Here is a 22,918-nt window from a genome sequence, read left to right as displayed (position 1 = left end):
GTCGATACATAACCGAGTGATGACGCGGGCCTGGGGGCAAACAGACCCGGCTCGAAGGTTGAGTCAGTACGCCCGCCACGAAGCGGCGCGCGGCTCGACCTGACAGCCAGTCAGGCGCTTCGCCACGCTCCACTCCCTGGCGGGCGTACTGACTCAACGCGGGCCATGCAGAGACACCGAGCAGGCTCTATGTTCCTATTGCGGTAACGCGTGCTTTTGCCGATGCTGGCGCGTTGCCAGCTCGGCAACTTCAAGCGGATCTCCCATGCCAAACACCTTCGACCGCTCCTGGAAGCTGCCGGCCGCACTCGCCGCCGGACTGCTTGCGGGCGCGCTTGCCGGATGGTTTGCGGGAGGCTTGGCGACTGCGTTTTTTGCGCTGGTCGCCATCGTTGAAATCGTCTTTCTACTGACCCGAATCCGTCATCAAGGAAAGCTCATGATGACGCAGATTTCGTCACCGACCTCTCTTCAGCATGACCGTTTCATGACGCGCTCCCGCCGCATTGCCTCCAGTTTGCGCGACCTGCGCAGCGCCGCCGGCAGTTTGCCGGATGCCGTCGTGCTGCTCGACAACGAGCAACACGTGCGTTGGTTCAATCACGCCGCCGAAGACCTGCTGGGCCTGCGTCGCCCGCAGGATCGCGGCGCGCATCTGGACGAGCGCCTCAGCACCACGGAACTCGCTACCTGGTTGAAAGAAGGTGCGCGCGAGCCGCTCAATGATGTCACTGCACCCGGCCATCCGAACCGCCACATCAATGTGACGTTGCTGCCGTTCGGTCGTCGTCAGCGACTGCTGCTGGCGCGCGACATCAGCCATCTCACGCGCCTGGAACAGATCCGCCGTGACTTCGTCGCGAACGTATCGCACGAATTGCGCACGCCGCTTACCGTCATCCACGGCTACCTCGAACTGATCGACCCGGAAGACGTGCCGGAACTCGCCCCCGTGCTCAGCGAGATGCGCGCACAGTCCAAGCGCATGGGCCAGATCGTCGAGGATCTGCTTACGCTCTCGCGCCTGGAAACGCAGGAACACGTGCAGGACGAGCGCGTGCAGATGACGCCCCTGCTCGCCACCATCCGCAAGGAGGCCGAGGCGTTGAGCCAAGGTCGCCACCAGGTCACCGTGGAAGCGACGGCCGAGGCCGACCTGCTGGGCTCGGTGAAGGACCTGCACAGCGCCTTCTCCAATCTGGTGAGCAACGCCGTGCGCTACACGCCTACCGGCGGTCGCATCACCATCCGTTGGCGCCGCACGTCGGAAGGCGCGGTCTATTCCGTCACCGATACCGGCTACGGCATCCCGGCCTCGCACCTGGCACGCCTCACCGAGCGCTTCTACCGCGTGTCGTCCAGCCGTTCGCGCGAAAGCGGCGGCACGGGCCTTGGGCTGTCCATCGTCAAGCACGTGCTCAACCTGCACCAGGCGCGCCTGGACATTCAGAGCGAGCCGGGCCAAGGCTCCACCTTCTCCTGCTGGTTCAGCGCCGAGCGACTGCTGGCGCCCGGGTTCGGCGACCCCGAGTAATCGGGCCGTACAAGCGCGCCGGACGCCTTTCCGGCGCGCGGGCTGAATGACGATCACATTACGCGGCACTGCGCCATGTAACAAAGCGCGGTATGGGCCAGAATGCGGGGATGCGTCGCAAGCCTGCCACCCCATCGCCCATTCTCGATCGTGCCGCCCCCGAGCTCTACCTCAGCCGCGAGCTGGCCGCCCTCGAATTCAATTTCCGCGTGCTGGCACAAGCGCGCGACGAACGCATTCCTCTATTGGAACGCCTGCGCTTCCTGAGCATCGTGGCGAACAACCTCGATGAGTTCTTCGAAGTGCGCGTGGCCATGCTCAAGCACCACCATGCGTTCGGCTCGGCCGCGCCGGGTCCGGATGGTCTGTCCTCCTGTGAACTGCTCACGCGCATCCGCAAGCGTGCACTGGACCTGGTCGCCCAGCAGTACGAGACCTGGCAGCACGAGCTCCGCCCTGCATTGGATACGGAGAACATCCATTTCCTCACGCGTGAGCACTGGACGCCACGCCAGCGCCGCTGGTTGCAAGGCTATTTCGAGAACGAAGTCCTGCCGGTGCTGTCCCCCTTGGGATTGGACCCGGCCCACCCGTTCCCGCGCATCCTCAACAAGACGCTGAACATTGCCGTGGTGCTGAAGGGGCGCGATGCATTCGGGCGCGAAGGCCACATGGCGCTGGTGCGCGCGCCGCGCTCGCTGCCCCGCATCATCCGCCTGCCCACTGAAGTCTGCGACGGCGGCGATCACTACATCTTCCTCGCCGAATTGCTGCAGGGCTTCGTCGATCTGATGTTCCCCGGCTTCAAGGTGGCCGGTTCGTACCAGTTCCGCGTCACTCGCAACAGCGAACTGATGGTGGAAGAAGCCGAGGTGGACAACCTTGCCCGCGCGCTGAGCGAAGAGCTGATCGGCCGCGGCTACGCGCGTCCGGTCCGGCTGGAGATCGGTAACGACTGCCCCAAGGCCATCGTGGCCATGCTCATCGCCAACTTCGAACTGGAGGAAACGGACGTCTATCGCTGCGATGGTCCGGTGAACATCATCCGTGCCGGCACCATCTACGACGGCCTGGATCGCCCGGAACTGAAGTTTCCTCGTTTCATTCCGCAGCTACCCCCGGCTTTCGTCGGCGCCCGCTGCAAGTTCGACGTGCTACGCCAGCGCGACGTGCTGCTGCACCATCCCTACGAGTCCTTCGCCGCGGTGATCGACCTGCTGCGCCAGGCGTCGCAGGATCCGTCCGTGCTGGCCATCAAGCAGACTCTCTACCGCGCCGGCGTCGACACGCCGCTGGTGGACCTGCTGGTGGAAGCAGCCCGCAACGGCAAGGACGTAACCGTAGTGATCGAGCTGCGCGCACGTTTCGACGAGGAGGCGAACATCAGCCTCGCCACGCGCCTGCAAGAAGCCGGCGTGCAGGTCGTGTACGGCGTGGTGGGCTACAAGACTCACGCGAAGATGCTGCTGATCGTGCGCCGCGAAGACGATGTGCTGCGCCGTTATGTGCATCTATCCACAGGCAACTATCACCAGTCCAACAGCCGCAGCTACACCGATATCGGCTTGATGACCTCGCACCCCGGCATGGGCGAGGACCTGCACAAAATCTTCCAGCAACTCTCGGGCCTGGGCCCGGTGATCGAACTGAAACATCTGCTGCACTCGCCGTTCACCCTCTATCGCAACGTGCTCGACAAGATCGAGCGCGAGACGGCGCATGCGGAAGCCGGCCGCCCGGCACGCATCGTGGCCAAGCTCAATGCGCTCAACGAGGAGCAGGTTATCCAGGCGCTGTACCGCGCCTCGCAGGCGGGTGTGGAGATCGACCTGATCGTGCGCGGCGCCTGCACGCTACGGCCCGGCATGCCGGGAATATCCGAACGCATCCGTGTGCGTTCCATCGTGGGGCGTTTCCTCGAGCACAGCCGGGTCTACTGGTTTGGCAACGACGGCACCCCCGAAATCTACTGCGGCAGCGCCGACTGGATGGAGCGCAACCTCAAGCGCCGCATCGAAGTAGCCTTCCCCATCCTCAATCCAGAACTCGCCGCACGCGTCTACGAAGAAACGCTGGCGAACTACTTGGCCGACAACACCGAGTCCTGGCTGCTGGATGACAGCGGCCGCTACACCCGCGCTGAACCGGGCGATCAGCCACCCCACAGCGCGCAGCAGTGGTTGCTGGCCAAGCTGACGCCAGGGACCGTGTAATTCACGCTACTCGCCCCGGTTTCCGCGTGAGAGAATCTGCACCTTGCAGCCCGGAATGAGCCCCGCATGAGCCAAGGCGATCAGATCCAGATCAAGGACGGCGAACTGATCGCTGCCGTCGACATGGGGTCCAACAGCTATCACATGGTGGTGGCTCGCGTGGAGCACGGCGAGCCTCGCGTGATTGATCGCCTGCGCGAAACCGTCCGCATGGCGGCTGGTCTGCGCGCGGACGGCACGCTGGACGCTGAGCATCGCGCTCGCGCGCTCAATTGCCTGGCGCGATTCGGCCAGCGCATCGCTGGCATTCCATCGAGCCGCGTGCGCGCAGTGGCCACCAATACCGTTCGTCGCCTCGCCTCGCCGCAGGCCTTCCTAACGGCAGCCGAAGCCGCGCTGAGCCATCCGGTGGAAATCGTGTCAGGTCGCGAAGAAGGCCGACTCATCTTCCTCGGCGCATCGCACGACCTGTCCGCCTCGCGTGAGAGCCGCCTGATCATCGATGTCGGTGGCGGCAGCACCGAGTTCATCATCGGTCGCGGTTTCGCACCAATGCACACGGAAAGCGTACAAGCCGGCTGTATCGCTTCGACATTGCGCTTTTTCCCCGGCGGCAAGCTCAACCGCAAACGCTGGCAGCGCGCCAACAACGAAATCGGCGTGCTGCTGCAACAATTCGCCGAGGACTACCGCGAATCCGGCTGGATGGAAGCCTACGGCTCCTCGGGCACGGCCAAGGCCATCGGCTCGGTCGTCCAAGCCATGCGATTCTCCGATGACGGCATCACACCGGCCTCGCTGGCGGCCCTGCGCGATGTCCTGCTGACACAGGGCCAGATTGGCGCACTGAAGCTACCCGGGCTGGCCGAAGACCGTGCACCAGTCATTGCCGGCGGCGTGGTCATCTTCGAAGCGGCCTTCGAGGCGCTGGGTATCGAGCGCCTGCGCGTGTGCGAAAGCTCCATGCGCGAAGGCCTGCTGTGGGATCTGCTTGGTCGCGCCGGCGGCAGCGATCCACGTACCGCCAGCATCGACGCACTCGCCAACCGTTATGGCGTGGATCGCGCCCAGGCACGCCGCGTGGAGTCCACCGCGCTGATGTTCTTCGATCAGATCGCCCGCATCTGGAAGCTGGACCCCGAGGCACGCGAATGGCTCTCCTGGTCCGCCCGCGTGCATGAAATCGGCCTGGCCATCGCGCACAGCCAGCACCACCATCATGGCGCTTACATCCTGCGGCATGCGGACTTGGCCGGCTTCTCGCGGCAGGAACAGCAATTGCTGGCGGCCATCGTGGAATCACACCGCCGCAAGCCGGACAAGGCCACGTTCCTGGCCTTGCCGCAGCGCTATCGCCAACTGGCCCGGTACATCACCGCCCTACTTCGCCTGGCGGTACTGTTCCGCCGCGCGCGCCGCGCCGAATCGCTGCCGCAGATGCAACTGGCCGCCACCAGCCAGCGCCTGCGCCTGACCATTCCCTCGTCCTGGCTGGACCAGCACCCCCTCAGCGAGGCCGACCTGGAGCAGGAACAGTCCCCGTTGAACGAACTGGGACTGCTGCTGGAAGTCCATCCATCCTGACCTCCGCCGGTACGGGCTCCCACGAGCCCGGCCATGAAACCGCTTCGCCGCGTATGATGTCCTGATGCCAAACGCCGCCCGACCCGCCATGACCCGATTCTTGCTCGCCGCGCTCCTGCTGCTCCCGTCGTCCGCGCTGTTCGCCCAGGCTGCCAAGCCGGCGCCAGCGGCACCCGCCGCCACGGCGCATCCGGAAGTGGTACTGCACACCTCGCAGGGCGACATCACACTGGAGCTGTATCCGGACAAGTCGCCCAAGAGCGTCGCAAACTTCCTCCAGTACGTCCGCGACGGCTTCTACAGCGGCACGGTGTTTCACCGCGCCATTCCCGGCTATCTGGTCCAGGGCGGCCTCTACACGCGCGACCTGCAGGCCAAGCGCACGCGCTCGGCCATTCCCAGTGAGGCCGACAACGGCGTGTCCAATGTTCGTGGCACAGTCGCAGTAGCACGTGGTGCGGACCCGAATTCCGGCACCGCGCAGTTCTTCTTTAACTTGGTCGACAACCGCCGCCTCGATTTCGTCGGCAACCAGAGCGGACTGACTTGGGGCTATGCCGTGTTCGGCAAGGTCATCAAGGGCATGGACGTGGTCGACAAGATGGCCGCCCTGCCCACGCGCGGCCTCGGTCCGTTCGCGGGCGACGTGCCCAACCCGCTGATAGTGATCGACAGCGCCAATGTCGTGGGTGAGGAGTCGGCGGCAACCCCCGCTACAACGCCCCAACAGGCCGCACCTGCCACCCAGCCGGCCAAGAAGCCCAGCGGCAAGAAGGGCTGAGGCACGATGACAACGCTGTTCATTTCCGATCTGCATCTGGACGACAGTCGCCCCGAGATCACGCGGCTGTTCGAAGAGTTTCTCGCCAGCGACGAAGCACGCTCCGCCGATGCGCTGTACATCCTCGGCGACTTGGTCGAAGCGTGGGTCGGCGACGATGACGACGCCGAGCTTCCGGCCCGCATCGCACGCGCCACGAAATCACTCAGCGACAAGGGTGTGCCGGTCTACTTCATGGTCGGCAACCGGGACTTTCTGCTCGGCAAGAATTTCGCCGAGCATGCCGGCTTCACCCTGCTCGACGATGGCACCGTGCATGACCTCTATGGCCGCCCCACCTTACTGATGCACGGCGACGTGCTGTGCACCGACGACATCGCTTATCAGACGATGCGCAAGCAAGTACGCACACCGGAGTGGATGGCGCAGATCCTGGCGATGCCGCTCGATGCGCGACGCGCACTCGCAGCTAAGGCGCGTGCAGACAGCAAGGCGCACACGAGCAGCACCATGGAAACCATCATGGACGTCAATGCAAAAGCCGTGGCCGATACCATGCGCAAGGCGGACGTTACACGCCTGATCCACGGCCACACTCACCGCCCGGCGATCCATCGCTTCGACGTCGACGGCAAGTCGGCCGAACGCATCGTGCTCGGCGATTGGTACGAACAGGGGTCGGTGCTGCGCGTGACACCTGAGGGCGTGGAACTGCAGGGACTCGCCCTGCACTGATCCGAAGATCACTCGCCGCATGCGGCGAGTGATCTTCCATTCACGGCGTCAGTGCGATTGCAGCGCGCTGTGAAAACCCTGGCTGTTGAGCAGGCTGTTGCTCAGCTTCAACACCGAGTTGGACAAGGTTTCGTAGTAGTTGTCCGCCTTGTATGAGCGACCGAAATTGGTCGCACCGCCACCGGCCACGCCCTGCCACAGCACCTTGCCCGCGGTATTGGTCACCGTCACGTAGACCGTGACGTTGCCTACGTACTGGTCATTCTCGTTGACGAAGAAGTCGCGGATCTCACCCGACACGACGACGTCACCACCAGAATCGACCACATTGAGGCCTGCCTTGGTGAAGGTCTCCTTGACATGATCGGTCAAGAAGGCCGCCACGTTGTCCTTCGTGGTCACCTGCCGCACCGGGTTCTTCTCGTGGTTCTCAGCGATCAACGCGGGGTTCTTACGGACGTCCGTGAACCCATTGATCTGCACTTTCACGTTGCTGATGCCGTTCAGATCGACCGCACCGAACTCCGCGAAGCTCTGCGTCGGCGACCACACCAGCGGGATGTTGCTCAAGTCTTTTGAAGCCATGGCACTGCCAGATGCGGCCAGCAACGCCACAAACACGAAACGCTTCAACATCGATTTCCCCTCTCCATGCTTCGATGGTTATATGGACGGACGCTCCCGCGCCCGCACAGCCCGGAACCGGGCTGCCGCGTATTCTAGTGGAGGACACGGCACCGCATGACGAAGAACGCCGGCTGTGACAACCACAGCCGGCGTTCTGATGCCCACGATTAAACGCTTGGATCAGCGATGCTCAGACCCACCGCGATGCGGCGCCGCCTGGGCGTGAGGTTGCGACTGCGGATGCGGCGCCGGATGTGGTGCAGGCGCATGGTAGTGGTACGCCGGCGCGGGGGCTGGCCGCGATGCGTGCTGCGCATAGGACGGTTGCTGCGGACGAGTGGCCGCATGATAGCCACCGCTGGGGTTCGACGGCCCGCGCGTATAAGCCGCATGGTTCGCCGCCGGCGAATAGTTGTTCGCATGCGCGGCATTCGAAGCATTCGGCACGTTCGCGGCCCCATTGTTATGCGGGGCAAAACCTGCCGAGTGCAGCGCCATCGCGTTGGCCGGCGCTTGCGCGGGTGCATTGGTGCGCTGCGCATTCATCGCAGCGGGTGCCGCCTGCCCTGCTGCACCATGTGCAAAACCACCTGCGGCCGACCCGTTGAACACACCCGCTCGCGGGGTCGCGGCAATCGCCGGAGCACCGTGATTGAACGAGGCGCGCATCGCCTGATTCTGGCTCGCCATCGTGCGCTGCTGCTCTTGCGCAGCCACCGGCCCCACATGCTGTTCGTGCGCGAAGTTCATTTCCTGCGGCGTTGCGCGCGCCGCGATGCCGCCCTGACCACCGTTGAAGCTGGTGCGGTTGACGGTCACGTTGTTCACCACCGTGTGGTTGTAGACATTGGTGATGTGCACATTGTCGATGTGGTTGACCGAGCGGTTGTAGTAGAACGAACTACCGCGCCAATATCCGCCCCCATACCCCACACCGGTATAACCGAAGCCGTAGTTAATGCCGCCATAGAAGCCCACGTGCGGCCCCCAGTAACCACCGTGGAAGACGTAAACGCCTCCGCCCCAGCCCCAATAACCCGGCGTCCACAGCGCACCGACATACGGCGGCATGATCCACGTACCGGGAACCCAGTAGTAATCGTCGCCACCCCAGGCCCAATAACCCGGCACCCAGATATAGCCCGGTGCGGGAATGGCCGGCTGCACGTAGATCGGCAGCGGCGGCGGCGCCACACCAACGGAGATGCCGATGCCGACGGACACGCCAGCGCTGGCGCTCAGGGGTAATGCCGCCGCTGTCGCCAAGGCCAACGCGGCGACGAGAGGACGAAACAGGCGGCGATACGACGTGGCGCTGCGACGATCCGATGTGAGGTTACCCATGACGCCGACTCCCAGGTGGTGGGTCTTGGGCCAAATAACGCGGGAGGTGGCGCAAGGTCGTACGTCACCACGGACCGCGGGTTCGCAGGTGTTCAGCAGTTGATCTGAGGGATGAATGATTTCTTGCGCGGGTCTTGCTGGTGGGTGCGCAAAATCGAACGTGCCGGCCGTATCGTGCAGTAACGTTTTGCAGGACGAGGACGAAGAATTCGCGCACGCTTCTAATAAAGCCCGTGCTGGCTTCGCTGGATGCCGCGTTTGCGTGGAGGTTGGGATTGTTCGGCCCATCCATGGGCCTCACCCCTACGCGCTGCGCGCTACGGGGCCAGCCTGCGGCTGTCCAAATTTGCTCCAGGCAAATTTGTCGACTGCGGAGGCAGGATGCCGGAGCGAACATCGGCGCAGCCGATGGCCCGAAGGGTGAGGCGCAGGATGCGCCGAATAACCGGAGCGTTCGTCCACAACCCTCTCTCCGCCAGATACGCAAAAAGCCCCGCGAGGGGCTTCGTTGAGTGCAACGTTTGCGTGGAGGTCGGGATTGTTCGGCCCATCCTTGGGCCTCACCCCTACGCGCTGCGCGCTTCGGGGCCAGCCTGCGGCTGTCCGAAATTGCTCCAGGCAATTTCGTCGAACCGGAGCGTTCGTCCACAACTCTTCTCTCCGCCAGATACGCAAAAAGCCCCACGAGGGGGCTTTTTGCGTATCTGGCGGAGAGAGAGGGATTCGAACCCTCGATAAGGCTTTTGACCCTATACTCCCTTAGCAGGGGAGCCCCTTCGGCCACTCGGGCATCTCTCCGTTTTTTTGTCCGCATCTCTGCGGAGCCGGCAAGGATACTAACCGGCGCGCTCTAGGTAAAGCGTTTATTGCCTGTCAGTGTTCGCCAGTGCCACCGGAGGCGCCGCCTTCCGGTTCGTGCTCGTTCTTGATCCGCTGATAGATCTCTTCGCGATGCACGGCAACGTTCTTTGGCGCGTTGATACCAATGCGCACCTGGTTGCCTTTGACGCCGAGAACGGTAACGGTCACCTCGTCACCGATCATCAAGGTTTCACCGACCCTGCGGGTCAGAATCAACATGTTTGCCACTCCATGAATACTTTGGTCACAGGCCACCAGACGGTTATGCCTCACCCCTGAGCTTCACCGCCTGCACATTTCGACGATTATACCGCCGAAGGCCCTACCGCCTTCCCCGGTTTCACAGACATGGCATCCCCTGTGATGCCATGTCGAGCGACACCGTCGCAACCATCGGTGTCGGCAGTGTTTGGATACCAGCCGAGCGTCCGATGGCAGTGCAATGCGTAAACGCGAACGGACTATGAGCGGTTGACTCAGTCAGGAGGCCAATTGTTGACCGATCCAGCCCACCAGTCCATTCAGGATGCCGGGCAGTTCCGGCGTGTCTGAACCACCGCCTTGAGCCATGTCCGGACGGCCGCCGCCTTTGCCGCCGATCTGGCTGGCGACATGGGCCACCACGTCACCGGCCTTCACGCGGCCCGAGGCCTTGCCGTTGACGCCCGCTACCAGCGAAACACGCCCGTCGGCCGCGCCAGCCAGCAGCACAACGCAATCGGCGAGCTGCTGCTTGAGTTGATCCATGCTGTCGCGTAGCGCCTTGGCATCCAGACCTTCCAGGCGGGCCACGACCACCTTGATGCCCTCGATGTCCTTCGCGGTCGACGCAAGATCGGCCGTAGCGGAGCCGGCGGCCTTGGCGCGCAACGATTCCAGCTCGCGCTCCAACTTCTTCTGCTTGTCGAACAACTGGCGAAGCTTCTCTACAGCTTCGTCACCATTGGATGACAGAAGCTGGGCGAATTCGCTCAGACGACGTTCCTCATCGGCCACATAAGCCAGCGCGCCAGCGCCGGTCACTGCCTCAATGCGTCGCACACCCGAAGCCACGCCGGCTTCGCTGACGATCTTGAACAAGCCGATATCACCCGTGCGGCCCACGTGGGTGCCACCACAGAGTTCGGTGGAGAACCCGCCCATCTTGAGCACGCGCACTTCGTCGCCGTACTTCTCGCCGAACAGCGCCATAGCGCCAAATTCGATCGCGTCGTTGTAACCCATGTGATGCACTTCGGCGGCCTCGTTGCGGCGCACCTCGGCGTTCACCAGGGCTTCAATCTCATGCAGTTCGCCCGCACTCATCGGCTTGAAATGAGAGAAGTCGAAGCGCAGGCGTTCCGGTGCTACCAGCGAGCCCTTCTGTGTCACATGCTCGCCAAGCACCTTGCGCAACGCGGCATGCAACAAGTGCGTGGCCGAGTGATTGAGCACGATGGCCTGACGGCGTGAACCATCGACGTTGGCCTCGACCACGTCGCCCACGCGCAGGGCCTGCTTACCCTGCCAGCGGCCCGCGTGTCCGAAGAACACGCCGCCCATTTTCAGCGTGTCGGCGACAGCGAATGCGCCCGCGGCGCTCACCAACACACCGGTATCGCCGACCTGTCCACCGGATTCGGCGTAGAACGGCGTGCGATCAAGGATGACAAGACCTTCGTCGCCATCACTCAACTGATCGAGCTGCTTGCCCGCATGCACGATGCCGACCACTTTGCTGCCCTGGCTGGTCAATGCGTCGTAGCCGAGGAACGCGGTTGGCTGCAGCTGGCTGGCGAGTTCCGCCGGCATCAGGCCCTTGGCCTCGAACTTGCCTCCTTTGCGGCTGCGATCCTGCTGCTCTTCCATGGCCTGCTCGAAGCCATCCATGTCCACCGTCAGGCCGCGCTCGCGCGCGATATCGGCGGTCAGGTCGATCGGGAAGCCGTAGGTGTCGTACAAGCGGAACGCATCGGCACCGGGAATGCTGCCACTCGCGTTGGCCGCGACGGCATCGAACAGGCGCATACCGTTCTCCAGCGTTTCGCCGAAACGGCGCTCTTCCGTACTCAACGCGTCTTCGACAAACGACTGCTTCTGCGCCAGCTCCGGATAGGCTTCGCCCATCTCTTCCACCAGCGGCTTGACCATCTTCCAGAAGAAATCGCCACGCACGCCGAGCATCCAGCCGTGGCGCAACGCTCGACGGATGATGCGGCGAAGCACATAGCCACGGCCTTCATTGGACGGCAACACGCCGTCGACGATGAGGAAGGAGCACGCACGGATATGGTCGGCGATCACGCGCAGCGACTTGTTGGCGAGATCCTTGGTGCTGGTCAGTTCCGCGGCGACCTGGATCAGGTGCTGGAACAGGTCGATCTCGTAGTTGGAATGCACGTGCTGAAGCACGGCCGCCAAGCGCTCCAGGCCCATGCCCGTATCCACGCACGGTGCCGGTAGCGGCGACAGGGTGCCGTCGGGCGCGCGGTCGAACTGCATGAAGACGAGGTTCCAGATTTCGATGTAGCGATCGCCGTCCTCATCGGGCGAACCCGGCGGGCCACCGGCAATATCTTCACCGTGGTCAAAGAAGATTTCCGTACACGGACCGCATGGACCGGTATCGGCCATCTGCCAGAAGTTGTCCGACGCGTAGGGTGCGCCCTTGTTGTCGCCGATGCGCACGATGCGCTCGGCCGGCACGCCCACTTCCTTGTTCCAGATGTCGAAGGCTTCGTCATCGGTGTGATAGACGGTGACCCAGAGCTTGTCCTTCGGCAGCTTGAAGACGCCGGTCAGCAGCTCCCATGCGAAGGCAATGGCGTCACGCTTGAAGTAGTCGCCGAACGACCAGTTGCCGAGCATCTCGAAGAAGGTGTGATGACGCGCGGTGTAGCCCACCGAATCCAGGTCGTTGTGCTTGCCGCCGGCACGCAGGCAGCGCTGCACATCGGCCGCACGCACGTACGACAGCTTTTCGCTGCCCAGGAACACGTTCTTGAACTGCACCATGCCCGAGTTGGTGAACAACAGTGTCGGGTCACTGGCCGGTACCAGCGAGCTGGACGGCACGATGGTGTGCCCTTTCGAGCGGAAATAGTCGAGGAAGGTCGAGCGGATTTCTGCGGTTTTCATGCGGCTGGGGAGGACCTGGCGGAATGAGGCCACGCCCTGGGAGCACTGCCGAAACAACGCCCACCCGCCCCAACAGCGGGGAGGTCAGGTGTCGTCGTCGGCTGCGTCGTCCACGTCGGCGTGGGTAACACTCCGTACTGTGGCGGCGGGAAAGCCCCGACGCAAGAGAAATTGCGCCCGGCGGGCCTTTTCGTCGCGATCTGACGCCGATCCGCTGCCAAAACGCCGCCTGAGCTGAGCCAGAGCGCTGGCATCCCAATCCACCTCGGCCGCATCCAGTACGGCCCGGATGCGGGCTTCGGAAAGGCCATGGCTCTTCAATTCGGCCCGCACGCGCATGGGGCCGTAACCTTGAGAAACCCGGCTGCGCACCAGCATCTCAGCGAAGCGGTCGTCGTCCTGATAGTGCTGCTCGCCGAGGCGGTCGAGCGCTTCGCCAGCCTCCTCGCCCTCGTACCCCTTCTGCCGAAGCTTGAGCCGCAGCTCGCGGCGGGAATGTTCACGCCGCGCGAGCAGGCCCAGCGCTTTGTTGTAAGCGCTAGGTTTGTCTGTCTTGTCGTCCCGGTCTCGCGCCATGTGCCTAACAGCGAATGTCGATCAAGCCGAAGTAAAACGCGCCAAACAGGCCGAGGATGGCGCCCAGCACGAGCCCCACGGCAATAACGATCACCTTCAGCGCAATCTTCCAGCCCGATCCTTGAGAAGACGGCTGTGCTTCGGCGGTGTGAAGGTCCATGAGGGTTTCAACCTGAAGTTGGGCGGGCCGTGATACGGGCCTGGATGTCACGGTCCAGATCATCCACCGGTTGACCGACGGCCTGCACGATCTGCTTGATCGCTTGGGCATCCAGACCACCGGGGCGCGAGGCCTCCGCCAAGGCCCAGGTGCGGGCGGCGCGTCGGCCACTGCGGCAATAGAGCAGCACCGGCTTGCGCTGCGACGCCAGCGCTTTCTGCAAAGCACTCACCGCTTCGTCGGGAATCGCACCGTGCGGCACGGGATCGTAGATGAAGGCCAAGCCGGCCCGGGCGGCGGCATCTGACATTTCGGTGGACGAAGGCTGCCCTGCTACTTCGCCATCCGGACGCAGGTCCACCAGGGTGCTGAAATGGTCCTGTTGCAACAGATCAAGCTGTGCCGGCTCGATCTGCTGGGAAACCCATACCCCTTCAACCAACGGCTTCATCGAAACAGCCCTGGGAAGTGGCGGGTGGGCAAAGCGCACATACGCCGCCCACCCCATGACGGCAGCGGCGCCCGCCAGAACTGCGATGAAAAAGCTTCCCTTCAGTCCTGGCATGGCGCCTCCGTTGCGTCGATCAGGCCTCTTCGGCTTCCACTGCCGGCAGCGGCGAGGTGCCGTTGCTCACCAGCAGGCGCTTGCGCAGCTCGGTGTCCACTTCATTGGCGATGGCCGGGTTGTCGCGCAGGAACTGGCGGACGTTCTCCTTGCCCTGGCCGATGCGGTCACCCTTGTAGCTGTACCAGGCGCCGGACTTGTCGATCAAGTTCTGCGCTACACCCAGCTCGATGATTTCGCCTTCGCGCGAGGTGCCTTCGCCGTAGAGGATCTCGAACTCGGCCTGGCGGAACGGCGGCGCCACCTTGTTCTTGACCACCTTGACGCGGGTTTCCGAGCCGATGACTTCCTCGCCCTTCTTCACCGCGCCGATGCGGCGGATGTCCAGACGCACCGAGGCGTAAAACTTCAGCGCGTTACCGCCGGTGGTGGTTTCCGGGCTGCCGAACATCACGCCGATCTTCATGCGGATCTGGTTGATGAAGACCACCAGGCAGTTCGACTTCTTGATGTTGGCGGTGAGTTTGCGCAGAGCCTGGCTCATCAAGCGAGCGTGCAGGCCGACGTGGGAATCACCCATTTCGCCTTCGATTTCGGCCTTGGGCGTGAGTGCGGCGACGGAGTCGACCACCACCACGTCCACGGCGCCCGAGCGCACCAGCATGTCGGCGATTTCCAGCGCCTGTTCGCCGGTGTCGGGCTGGGAGACCAGCAGGTCGTCCACGTTGACGCCCAACTTGGCGGCATAGGTGGGATCGAGCGCGTGCTCGGCGTCGACGAAGGCTGCGGTGCCGCCGTTCTTCTGGCAGTTGGCGATGACCTGCAGGGTCAGCGTGGTCTTGCCCGAGGATTCCGGACCGTAGATCTCAACGACGCGGCCACGCGGCAAACCACCGATGCCCAGTGCGATATCCAGGCCCAACGAACCGGTGGACACGGTCTCGATGGCGTCGTCGGCACGGTCGCCCAGGCGCATGACGGCGCCCTTGCCGAATTGCTTCTCGATCTGGCCGAGGGCGGAGGTGAGCGCCTTGCGCTTGTTGTCATCCATCGTCTTGAATCCCGGAGTGGCAGTGAATAGGGAGGCATCATGCCCGTGGCTGATCTCACGGACTGCGATCTGTGGCTGACCAGTATCCCACAGCGGTCAAGCCGGCCAGCGGACGAGCAGGACTCAGTCCGTCAACGCCTTGATGACGCCGCTGAGCGCGGCCGCCACGGTCTGCCGGCGCACCGCCTCGCGGTCACCGTCGAAGTGGAACAGCCGGGCATGGGCATAGCCGCCGCGTCGCTTCCAACCGATCCAGACCGTGCCGACGGGCTTGTCCGGCGTGCCACCGCTAGGCCCGGCGATGCCGGTGACGGCCACAGCCACGCCAGCGCCAAACCGCGACAACGCGCCGGATACCATTTCCAGCACCGTTTCCTCGCTGACCGCGCCGGTGCGCTCCAGCGTTCGCGGATTGACGCCTAACAGCGCTTCCTTGGCTTCGTAGCTGTAGGTCACCACGCCAGCATCGAACCAGGCCGAGCTGCCTGGCAGGTCAGTCAATGCCTTGGCGATCCAGCCGCCGGTACACGACTCGGCGGTCACCATCATCAGGCGCCGCTGTTGAGTGGCGACAGCCACCTGCTCGGCCAGCGACTTGAGCTCCGCGTCGGTGGGAACGGACAACGTCATGGGGATATCCCTGGGGAATGGGCGGAAGGCGTCCCTTCTACCTCGCCCGTCCCCTTCCGCCAAGAGGCGACCGCCACCTGACCGGTCAGCCGCCCCACACCGTTTCGGCGAAACGCAGGAAGTTCAGTCCCAGGACCTTGTCGATCCGTGCGCTGGAGTACCCCTTCTGCGCGAGCAGTTGCGCCAGCTTGTGGAACTGCTGCGGGCCACGCAAATCCACCACGAACGGGTAGGTATCCGGCCGCTCGCCCGCGGCACTGATGCCTGCCGCCCGGCGCTCTTCGATTTCCTTGGCTAGCATGGCCTGGGCGGCACGTATGTCATCGATCTGCGTCACCGGACCATCGGTGCCGATGCCTACGTGATCCTCACCGCAGACATTGACCGCATGGTCGATATGAGCCACCACGTCGTCGGCATGTGCATGGCCCGACGTACTGAGGAACGGCATGAAATAGATGCCGACGAAACCACCACGCTCTGCCACCAGCTTGAGCTCAGCATCGGTCTTGTTGCGCGGCAAGTCGGTCAAAGCGCGGCAACCGGTATGGTTGATCGAGATGGGCGCCTTTGAAATGCGCGCGGCCTCCAGGCACGTCCGCTCACCACTGTGCGAAAGATCGACCATCACGCGACGCTCGTTGAGTCGCGCGACCACCTCGCGACCGAACGGTGTCAACCCGCGATTTTCCGGCGCCATGGAACCGTCGCCCAACGAGTTGGCGGGGTTGTAGGTGAGCTGGAACACGCGCACGCCGAGGTCGGCGAAGATATCCACGCGTTTGGCGTCTTTGCCCATCATGACGCCGTTCTGGAAACCGTAGATCAGGCCGATCTTGTTATCGGCCTTGGCGCGGCGGATGTCGGCAACCGTCAGCACTTTCACCAGATCACCTGCGTGCTCGCGCACCAGCACGTCGGTGGCGGCGATGTCGCGCACGCTGGCTTCGAACGGATCGTCCGCGCCAGACACGTAGCCCAAGGTGATGTTCACCGCCGTCAGGCCGGATGCACGGGCTTCGGCCAACACTCGCGGCGTGACGTTGGGCACCAACGTATCGGAATCACGGTTGGGGTCGCTCAGACCGCCCAACGCGTTGATGATGATGCCCGTGTCGGCCGCGCCGGCAACGGCAGGCGATGCGCCAGACACATCCCATGGCAACGCGGACGCCGCCGCAGCCCAGGCCATGCCGGTGAGGAAGGTTCGCCGATCAATCGTCGTCATCGCCCATCTCCTGTTTCGTCACTGGTCGATAGTCAGCGCGCGGATACACGTGCCCGCGCTTCACCGTCATGCGAATGCTGCGCAGGTTGCCGATGTCCTTCACTGGATCAGCGGACAGCACAGCGAAATTGGCCAGCTTGCCCGCTTCGATCGACCCCATGTCATTGGCCTGACCGGCGGCCTGCGCGCCAATCAGTGTGGCCGAACGGATCACCTGCAACGACGGCAGACCCACGTCATGCGCGAGGAAGAAGATCTCGTCGTAGACGGTGGGCCACGCTTGGTCCACGCCGCCATCGTTGTCGGTGCCGGTGGAGATCGGCACGCCCGCCTGCCATGCCTGGCGAACCAGCCGGATGGTGGTCGGCCCGGTGCAACGCAGCGGCTTGCGCTCCGAATGCGCCTTGCGCTCGGCGTCGTAGCGCACGAACAGGCTGCCGGTGGCGTCGAGGATGGTGCCGTGCTGAAGCATGGCGCGGTAAAGGCCTGCAATGACCGGATCATCGCCCGTGGGTGCCAGTAAGGCATCGTGGAACGGCGTGTGGTCCTCGTAGGAGGTCAGCATCACCGGTTCCAGCTGATAGGCCAGGTAGCAGGCATGGCTGACCACATCCACGCCTGCCGCAATCACATCGGCCGGCCGTGTCGGAAACACCGCACTGTGGGCCCACACCAGGATGTGCTGCCGATGGGCCTCGGCGGTGATCTTGGCCACCAGGTCGGGCGGCAGGTCTGCATAGACCTTGAGGGCCGTTGCAGAAGTACCGCGTGCCAGCGTCACCGCCTCGCGTAGGTCGGTGTTCTCGTCGATCGCCTGCATCCACGGGCTCTTCCCCGGCGTCACGCCATAGCTGGCCGCCGCCACACGCGGATCGCGGAAGAATTCAGGGCCGGCCATCAAGGCGGCGTAGTAGATATCGGGTGCGGGGATTTCCCCCGCCCGCGCCTCTCGTGCCAGCTCACCGACCGAACGCAGGTCGTCCGCCATGTCGCGCACGGCCGTAACACCGGCGTAGAGGTTGCGCCGGAGAACGGCTTGCGCACGTTTGGCATTGGGTGGCGTAGCCATGTGGACATGGCTGTCGATCAGACCCGGGATCACGTAGCTGCCATGCAGGTCGACCGTACGCACGTCGGAACCTTGCGCGCCGGCCAGCGTGCCGTGCGGCCCCACGGCCTCGATGCGTTCGCCGCGCACCAGAATGTCCTGATCGGCACGCGGCGCGGCGCCCGTGCCATCGATGACCGTCACCCCGGCATAGAGCGTCGCGCTCTCCCCTTCGGGTGTCTTGGATACCTCACTCCCAGCAGAAGCGGCGACGGGTGCAGCCAGCGCAAAGACTAGCGCTGCCGCGAGGCGGGAAGCCATTCGGGAGGTATGCATGTCCAACGATCCTACACAGCGGATTCGCGGCGTCACAAGCGTGCCGGAGGTTGGGATGCCAGGCACCGGCGAGCCGGCTTAGGTCCATGACTACAGGCCATGAGTCCCCGCAAAACGCCGGCTTACGCAAAGCTCCCAAACCAAGGCGCCGGGCGCTCGGGGGGCGCAACGACAGGTAACTCCGCGCTTCGCGCTCAACAAGACAAGAGCAAGCCGTTAAAGTGAGCGTCTTTGACCGGCGCACACAGCGCCGACGTCATGCATCAGGACACCGTACGGGAATGGCCGACAACAGCACCGAACACACCCCATTCATGCGCCAGTACCTTGGCGCCAAGGCCGAGCACCCGGACGTGCTGCTGTTCTTCCGCATGGGCGACTTCTACGAGCTGTTCTATGACGACGCGCGCAAAGCCGCGCGCCTGCTCGACATCACCCTGACCCAGCGCGGCCAGTCGGCGGGCCAGCCGATCCCCATGGCCGGCGTGCCCTATCACGCCGCCGAAAACTATCTGGCGCGTCTGGTGCGGCTGGGTGAGTCGGTGGCCATCTGCGAGCAGATCGGCGACCCGGCCACCTCCAAGGGCCCGGTGGAACGCAAGGTGGTGCGCATCGTCACCCCCGGCACGGTGACCGATGCCGCGCTGCTGGAAGAACGCCGCGACAACCTGCTGATGTCGATCGCCGCCGGCGCGCACGGCGCCTACGGCTTGGCATGGGTAGATCTGGCCAGTGGCCGCTTCCTGCTCAGCGAAGTGCCCAGCGCCGAAGCGCTGGCCTCCGAACTGGCGCGCCTGCAACCCGCAGAGACGCTGGTGGGTGAAGACGTGGTTTGGCCCAAGTTTGTCAGCACCCTACCCGGCCTGCGTCGTCGCCCGCCGTGGCATTTCGACGGCGACGCAGCAAAACGCGAACTCAACCGCTTCTTCGGCACGCGCGATCTCGGCGGCTTCGGCATCGACCGTCTGCCGCTCGCCACCGCTGCAGCCGGCTGCCTCCTGGGCTATGTGGAAGAAACCCAGAAGAGCGCGCTGCCGCACATGTCCGGCATGGCCGTCGAAAGCGCGGGCGACACCATCGCGCTCGATGCCGCCACCCGCCGTAACCTGGAACTGGACACGCACCCCAGCGGACGCACCGAACACACGTTGCTCGGTGTGCTGGACGAAACCGTCACGCCGATGGGCGCACGACTCATGCGCCGTTGGCTCAACCGCCCGCTGCGCTCGCGCGATCTGCTGCGTGCGCGTCATCAGGCCATCGGCACCTTGATCGACAGCCGCCAGTACGAACCGCTACGCGAACAGCTGCGGGGCATTGGCGATCTGGAACGTATCCTCGCGCGCGTCGCTTTGCGTTCCGCACGCCCGCGCGACCTGTCCACACTGCGGGATGGCTTGGCTGCGGCGCCGTTGTTGCGCGCCCTGATCGCCTCGCTCGACAGCCCGTTGCTGCATGCGCTGGTGGAACGCATCGGCGACCACGCCGACACCGCGACCCTGCTCGCCCGCGCCGTGGTCGTGCAACCGCCAGTACTGCAGCGCGACGGTGGCGTCATCGCCGACGGCTACGACGCCGAGCTCGATGAACTGCGCCGCCTATCCACCCACGCGGATCAGTATCTGGTCGAACTGGAAGAGCGCGAGAAAGCGGCCAGCGGCATCTCTACGCTCAAGGTCGGCTACAACCGTGTACACGGCTACTACATCGAGATCAGCAAGGGCCAAGCCGACAAGGCACCCACGCACTACACGCGCCGCCAGACCACCAAGAATGCCGAGCGCTACATCACCGAAGAACTGAAAACCTTCGAAGACAAAGTGCTTTCGGCCAAGGAACGCTCGCTCATGCGCGAGCGCGCCCTGTACGAGGCTCTGCTCGACACGCTCACTGAGCAGCTCGAACCGCTGAAGAACGCCGCTGCCGCGATGGCTGAGCTGGACGTGGTGGCCACCCTTACCGAAAGGGCCGTGACGCTGGACTGGAGCGCACCCGAGCTCACCGACGAACCCGGCATCGCTATCGAGCGTGGTCGCCATCCGGTAGTCGAAAAGGTGCGCGAGGAGCCGTTCGAACCGAACGACCTAGCGCTGGACGATAGCCGCCGCATGCTCGTCATCACCGGCCCGAACATGGGTGGTAAATCCACCTACATGCGCCAGAACGCGTTGATCGTACTGCTCGCCCACATCGGCAGTTACGTGCCGGCATCGCGTGCGGTCATGGGCCCGATCGATCGCGTATTCACCCGCATTGGCGCAGGCGATGACCTGTCGCGCGGCCAGTCCACCTTCATGGTGGAGATGAGTGAAACGGCCAACATCCTGCACAACGCCACCGAACACAGCCTGGTGCTGATGGACGAAGTCGGACGCGGCACCAGCACCTACGACGGCCTGGCACTTGCACGCGCTGCGGCCGTGCATCTAGCGGCGAGCAGCCGCTCGTACACGTTGTTCGCCACGCACTACTTCGAACTCACCGAGCTGGCCAACGAATACCCGCCCATCGCCAACGTGCACCTCGATGCCGTCGAGTACGGCGAGCAACTGGTGTTCATGCACGCCGTGAAGGAAGGCCCCGCCAACCGCAGCTTTGGCCTGCAGGTGGCCGCATTGGCTGGCTTGCCCAAGTCGGTGATTGCCGATGCGCGGCGCACGCTGGCCGAACTGGAACGCGGCATGTACCAGCACGCCTCGACGGCAAGCTCCCACGCGCCCGCGCAAGAGTCACCGCAGATGGGGTTGTTCGCCGCCGCGCCTTCGGTGGTGGAACGCGCACTGGAAGACATCGACCCCGATGCCATGACCCCGCGCGAGGCGCTGGAAGCGCTTTATCGCCTCAAGTCGCTGGGCTGAACCCTAAATACAAACGCCCCGCCTTTCGGGCGGGGCGTGCTTTCAGCGAGAGGGGATGCCGTCGCGGTCAATGCGGGTATTCAGACTTGCGCGCATTGCCGATGGCTTCCAGCACGGGCGTGGGCAGGTGATCGAGGTTGAGTACCACCTTGCCGGAATGGACAGCACGTACGGCCCCCACCGGTATCTCGAAGTCGCCGCCATTCTCGATATAGACGACGAGCGTCTCTCCGTCGGAAAGAATCCGCCGCACGGAACCAATGCCATCCTCGCCGTCGACCACGAAGACCAGGTCGCCTTCTTCGATGCGCTCTGCCACGACGCCGCTCCGATGAATAAGAGAGACGGCATGCTGGGCTAAGTTTGGTCGCGCGTGTGTGAAAGCCCCGGCCGTGCGTTCAGGCCCGATACGATGCTGCGCGATAGACCAAAACTATAAAACGCATCGAAACAATCGAATTCACCCCATGGCGGAGCTGGACTAGATTCACTTCAAGCCAGCCATCGCCAGCCAGGCCGATTAGGCGAAACGGAGGGCGGCGCCTCGCAGGAGCGCCGCCCTTTGCTTCGGGCGTAGGAGCTGTCAGGCAGCCAGTACAGGAACCACCACAGCGGGCGGCTCATCGCTCGACGCATTGGCCAGCATCGCCGGGATGGTCTCGACCGGGACGGACACTGGCAACGACACCACCTTGGCGGTCTCGCGTACAGAAAGCCGGCCGAAGCCGACCAGGCGATCGATACTCCGTGCCACTTCTGCCTGTCCGAAGGGCTTGCTGATGAAATCATCGGCACCGAAACGCTGCACGTAGAACTGCTCGGTGGCCTGCTGATTACCGCTGATCATCACGATGGGCACATGCTGCGTCGCCGAATCGTGGCGCAGCGCGCGCAATACGGCAAAACCGTTCATGCCGGGCAGCACGATGTCCAGGAAGATCATCGCCGGCGGCTCGGCACGGGCCATCTCCAGGGCGCTCTCGCCGTCGACGGCGCGCACCACTTCGTAGCCGTCCACTTCCAGCATGCGGCCCAACACGGCGCGGATGGTCGCTGAATCGTCCACCACCAGTATCCGTGCCCCTTGCGTGGTCTTGCGCCACGTCTGATCCGCCCGCGCCGGCGTCGTACCCCCAAGCAACCGCTTCAGGAATCCCATGCTCGCCATTGTGTCCTCCCACTGCTAGACCCTGGAAAACCACGCGCCCGCGCGGCTTTCCGTGGAGAACATGCTTACCCAGATCGTCTATGCGTTCTGAGATGGGTGACTCACATGGAATCCTTAAGCCGTCGCAATTCTCGACGTGCCTGCTTGTCCGGACGCTTCGGCGGCGCCATCGCGCCCACAAGCTTGCGCTGGGCTTTCGCAGCATCACGCGCCGCGATGCTGGCCTCGCTTTCGCGGTAAAGCGCCTGCGCAACGCTGGCCGGGCCACGTTTGTCGGACACCGCCAGCACCTCGACTTCGAGGCGTTCCGCGCCCCGACCAATACGGAACACGTCACCGACATGCACCGCCTTGGCGGGCTTGCAGGAGCCGTCGTTGAGGTCGATCTTGCCGCCGTCGATAGCCTGCTTGGCCAGGCCACGGGTTTTGAAGAAGCGCGCGGCCCAGAGCCAAACGTCGGCCCGCACGGGTGTCGATGAAGCGGTTTCGGGAGAGGCCATAG

At 64.0% G+C, this 22,918-nt stretch carries 20 protein-coding genes and 1 tRNA gene; 6 read left to right on the top strand and 15 right to left on the bottom strand.

Annotated elements, in window-relative coordinates; genetic code table 11:
• Positions 1–265: 265 nt before the first annotated feature.
• The 5 genes from phoR to DYST_RS22280 all read left to right on the top strand — a co-directional run bounded on the left by phoR (position 266) and on the right by DYST_RS22280 (position 6,847).
• Entirely contained in the window at positions 266–1,534 is a 1,269-nt protein-coding gene (phoR, locus tag DYST_RS22300) for a phosphate regulon sensor histidine kinase PhoR (RefSeq protein WP_428993936.1), read from the top strand.
• Positions 1,535–1,644: 110 nt separating this feature from the next.
• The gene (gene ppk1 / locus DYST_RS22295) at positions 1,645–3,747 is read left to right on the top strand and encodes a polyphosphate kinase 1 (protein WP_239948523.1); all 2,103 of its coding nucleotides are present in this window, start codon (positions 1,645–1,647) and stop codon (positions 3,745–3,747) included.
• A 66-nt stretch (positions 3,748–3,813) separates the two neighbouring features.
• Positions 3,814–5,331: a Ppx/GppA phosphatase family protein gene (locus DYST_RS22290; RefSeq protein WP_102303500.1), complete on the top strand. Its 1,518-nt coding sequence runs from the start codon at positions 3,814–3,816 to the stop codon at positions 5,329–5,331.
• A gap of 88 nt (positions 5,332–5,419) precedes the next feature.
• Positions 5,420–6,112: a peptidylprolyl isomerase gene (locus tag DYST_RS22285; protein WP_239948522.1), complete on the top strand. Its 693-nt coding sequence runs from the start codon at positions 5,420–5,422 to the stop codon at positions 6,110–6,112.
• Between the two features lie 6 nt (positions 6,113–6,118).
• Entirely contained in the window at positions 6,119–6,847 is a 729-nt protein-coding gene (locus DYST_RS22280; protein WP_239948520.1) for a UDP-2,3-diacylglucosamine diphosphatase, read from the top strand.
• 48 nt (positions 6,848–6,895) lie between these two features.
• On the opposite strand, the gene DYST_RS22275 is transcribed toward DYST_RS22280, so the two are convergent.
• From DYST_RS22275 to DYST_RS22220, 12 genes are all read right to left on the bottom strand, one after another.
• Complete coding sequence (locus DYST_RS22275; RefSeq protein ID WP_102303497.1) at positions 6,896–7,483, bottom strand: YajG family lipoprotein; 588 nt, start codon at positions 7,481–7,483, stop codon at positions 6,896–6,898.
• 171 nt (positions 7,484–7,654) lie between these two features.
• Positions 7,655–8,818 carry a YXWGXW repeat-containing protein gene (locus DYST_RS22270; RefSeq protein WP_239948518.1) on the bottom strand — a complete coding sequence of 388 codons (1,164 nt, stop codon included), beginning with the start codon at positions 8,816–8,818 and terminating at the stop codon, positions 7,655–7,657.
• Between the two features lie 705 nt (positions 8,819–9,523).
• Positions 9,524–9,616 (bottom strand) — tRNA-Ser (locus DYST_RS22265).
• Between the two features lie 75 nt (positions 9,617–9,691).
• Positions 9,692–9,898 (bottom strand): carbon storage regulator CsrA, encoded by a 207-nt coding sequence (csrA, locus tag DYST_RS22260; RefSeq protein WP_102304005.1) that lies wholly within the window; start codon positions 9,896–9,898, stop codon positions 9,692–9,694.
• A 261-nt stretch (positions 9,899–10,159) separates the two neighbouring features.
• Positions 10,160–12,796 carry an alanine--tRNA ligase gene (gene alaS / locus DYST_RS22255; RefSeq protein ID WP_239948509.1) on the bottom strand — a complete coding sequence of 879 codons (2,637 nt, stop codon included), beginning with the start codon at positions 12,794–12,796 and terminating at the stop codon, positions 10,160–10,162.
• A gap of 84 nt (positions 12,797–12,880) precedes the next feature.
• On the bottom strand, positions 12,881–13,372 hold the full coding sequence (locus DYST_RS22250) for a regulatory protein RecX (RefSeq protein WP_239948507.1): 492 nt from the start codon (positions 13,370–13,372) through the stop codon (positions 12,881–12,883).
• A gap of 4 nt (positions 13,373–13,376) precedes the next feature.
• Positions 13,377–13,532 (bottom strand): hypothetical protein, encoded by a 156-nt coding sequence (locus tag DYST_RS22245; RefSeq protein WP_239948506.1) that lies wholly within the window; start codon positions 13,530–13,532, stop codon positions 13,377–13,379.
• 7 nt (positions 13,533–13,539) lie between these two features.
• Positions 13,540–13,983 (bottom strand): beta-lactamase hydrolase domain-containing protein, encoded by a 444-nt coding sequence (locus tag DYST_RS22240; protein WP_239948504.1) that lies wholly within the window; start codon positions 13,981–13,983, stop codon positions 13,540–13,542.
• A gap of 133 nt (positions 13,984–14,116) precedes the next feature.
• Positions 14,117–15,148: a recombinase RecA gene (gene recA / locus DYST_RS22235; RefSeq protein ID WP_102304002.1), complete on the bottom strand. Its 1,032-nt coding sequence runs from the start codon at positions 15,146–15,148 to the stop codon at positions 14,117–14,119.
• 123 nt (positions 15,149–15,271) lie between these two features.
• Positions 15,272–15,778, bottom strand: coding sequence for a CinA family protein (locus tag DYST_RS22230; protein ID WP_102304001.1), 507 nt, complete (start codon positions 15,776–15,778; stop codon positions 15,272–15,274).
• 85 nt (positions 15,779–15,863) lie between these two features.
• Positions 15,864–17,006, bottom strand: a complete 1,143-nt coding sequence (locus DYST_RS22225; protein WP_239948496.1) for a dipeptidase — start codon at positions 17,004–17,006, stop codon at positions 15,864–15,866.
• Positions 16,993–18,390: an amidohydrolase family protein gene (locus tag DYST_RS22220; protein WP_239948494.1), complete on the bottom strand. Its 1,398-nt coding sequence runs from the start codon at positions 18,388–18,390 to the stop codon at positions 16,993–16,995. The genes DYST_RS22225 and DYST_RS22220 overlap by 14 nt, the downstream gene beginning before the upstream one ends.
• Positions 18,391–18,671: 281 nt before the next feature.
• Between DYST_RS22220 and mutS the strand changes: the two genes are divergently transcribed.
• A complete protein-coding gene (gene mutS, locus DYST_RS22215) occupies positions 18,672–21,248 on the top strand; it encodes a DNA mismatch repair protein MutS (RefSeq protein WP_239948491.1) in 2,577 nt (858 codons plus the stop codon).
• 67 nt (positions 21,249–21,315) lie between these two features.
• Here mutS and DYST_RS22210 read toward each other — a convergent pair whose 3' ends face one another.
• The 3 genes from DYST_RS22210 to DYST_RS22200 form a co-directional block, all read right to left on the bottom strand.
• Positions 21,316–21,567 carry a hypothetical protein gene (locus DYST_RS22210; RefSeq protein ID WP_102303998.1) on the bottom strand — a complete coding sequence of 84 codons (252 nt, stop codon included), beginning with the start codon at positions 21,565–21,567 and terminating at the stop codon, positions 21,316–21,318.
• A 264-nt stretch (positions 21,568–21,831) separates the two neighbouring features.
• Positions 21,832–22,416, bottom strand: coding sequence for a response regulator (locus DYST_RS22205; RefSeq protein ID WP_102303997.1), 585 nt, complete (start codon positions 22,414–22,416; stop codon positions 21,832–21,834).
• Positions 22,417–22,517: 101 nt separating this feature from the next.
• Positions 22,518–22,916, bottom strand: a complete 399-nt coding sequence (locus DYST_RS22200; RefSeq protein WP_239948483.1) for an RNA-binding S4 domain-containing protein — start codon at positions 22,914–22,916, stop codon at positions 22,518–22,520.
• Positions 22,917–22,918 lie beyond the last annotated feature (2 nt).

Origin of the sequence: Dyella terrae, assembly GCF_022394535.1 — a bacterium.
Lineage (GTDB): Bacteria > Pseudomonadota > Gammaproteobacteria > Xanthomonadales > Rhodanobacteraceae > Dyella.
This window is presented reverse-complemented; position numbering and strand designations above follow the sequence as displayed.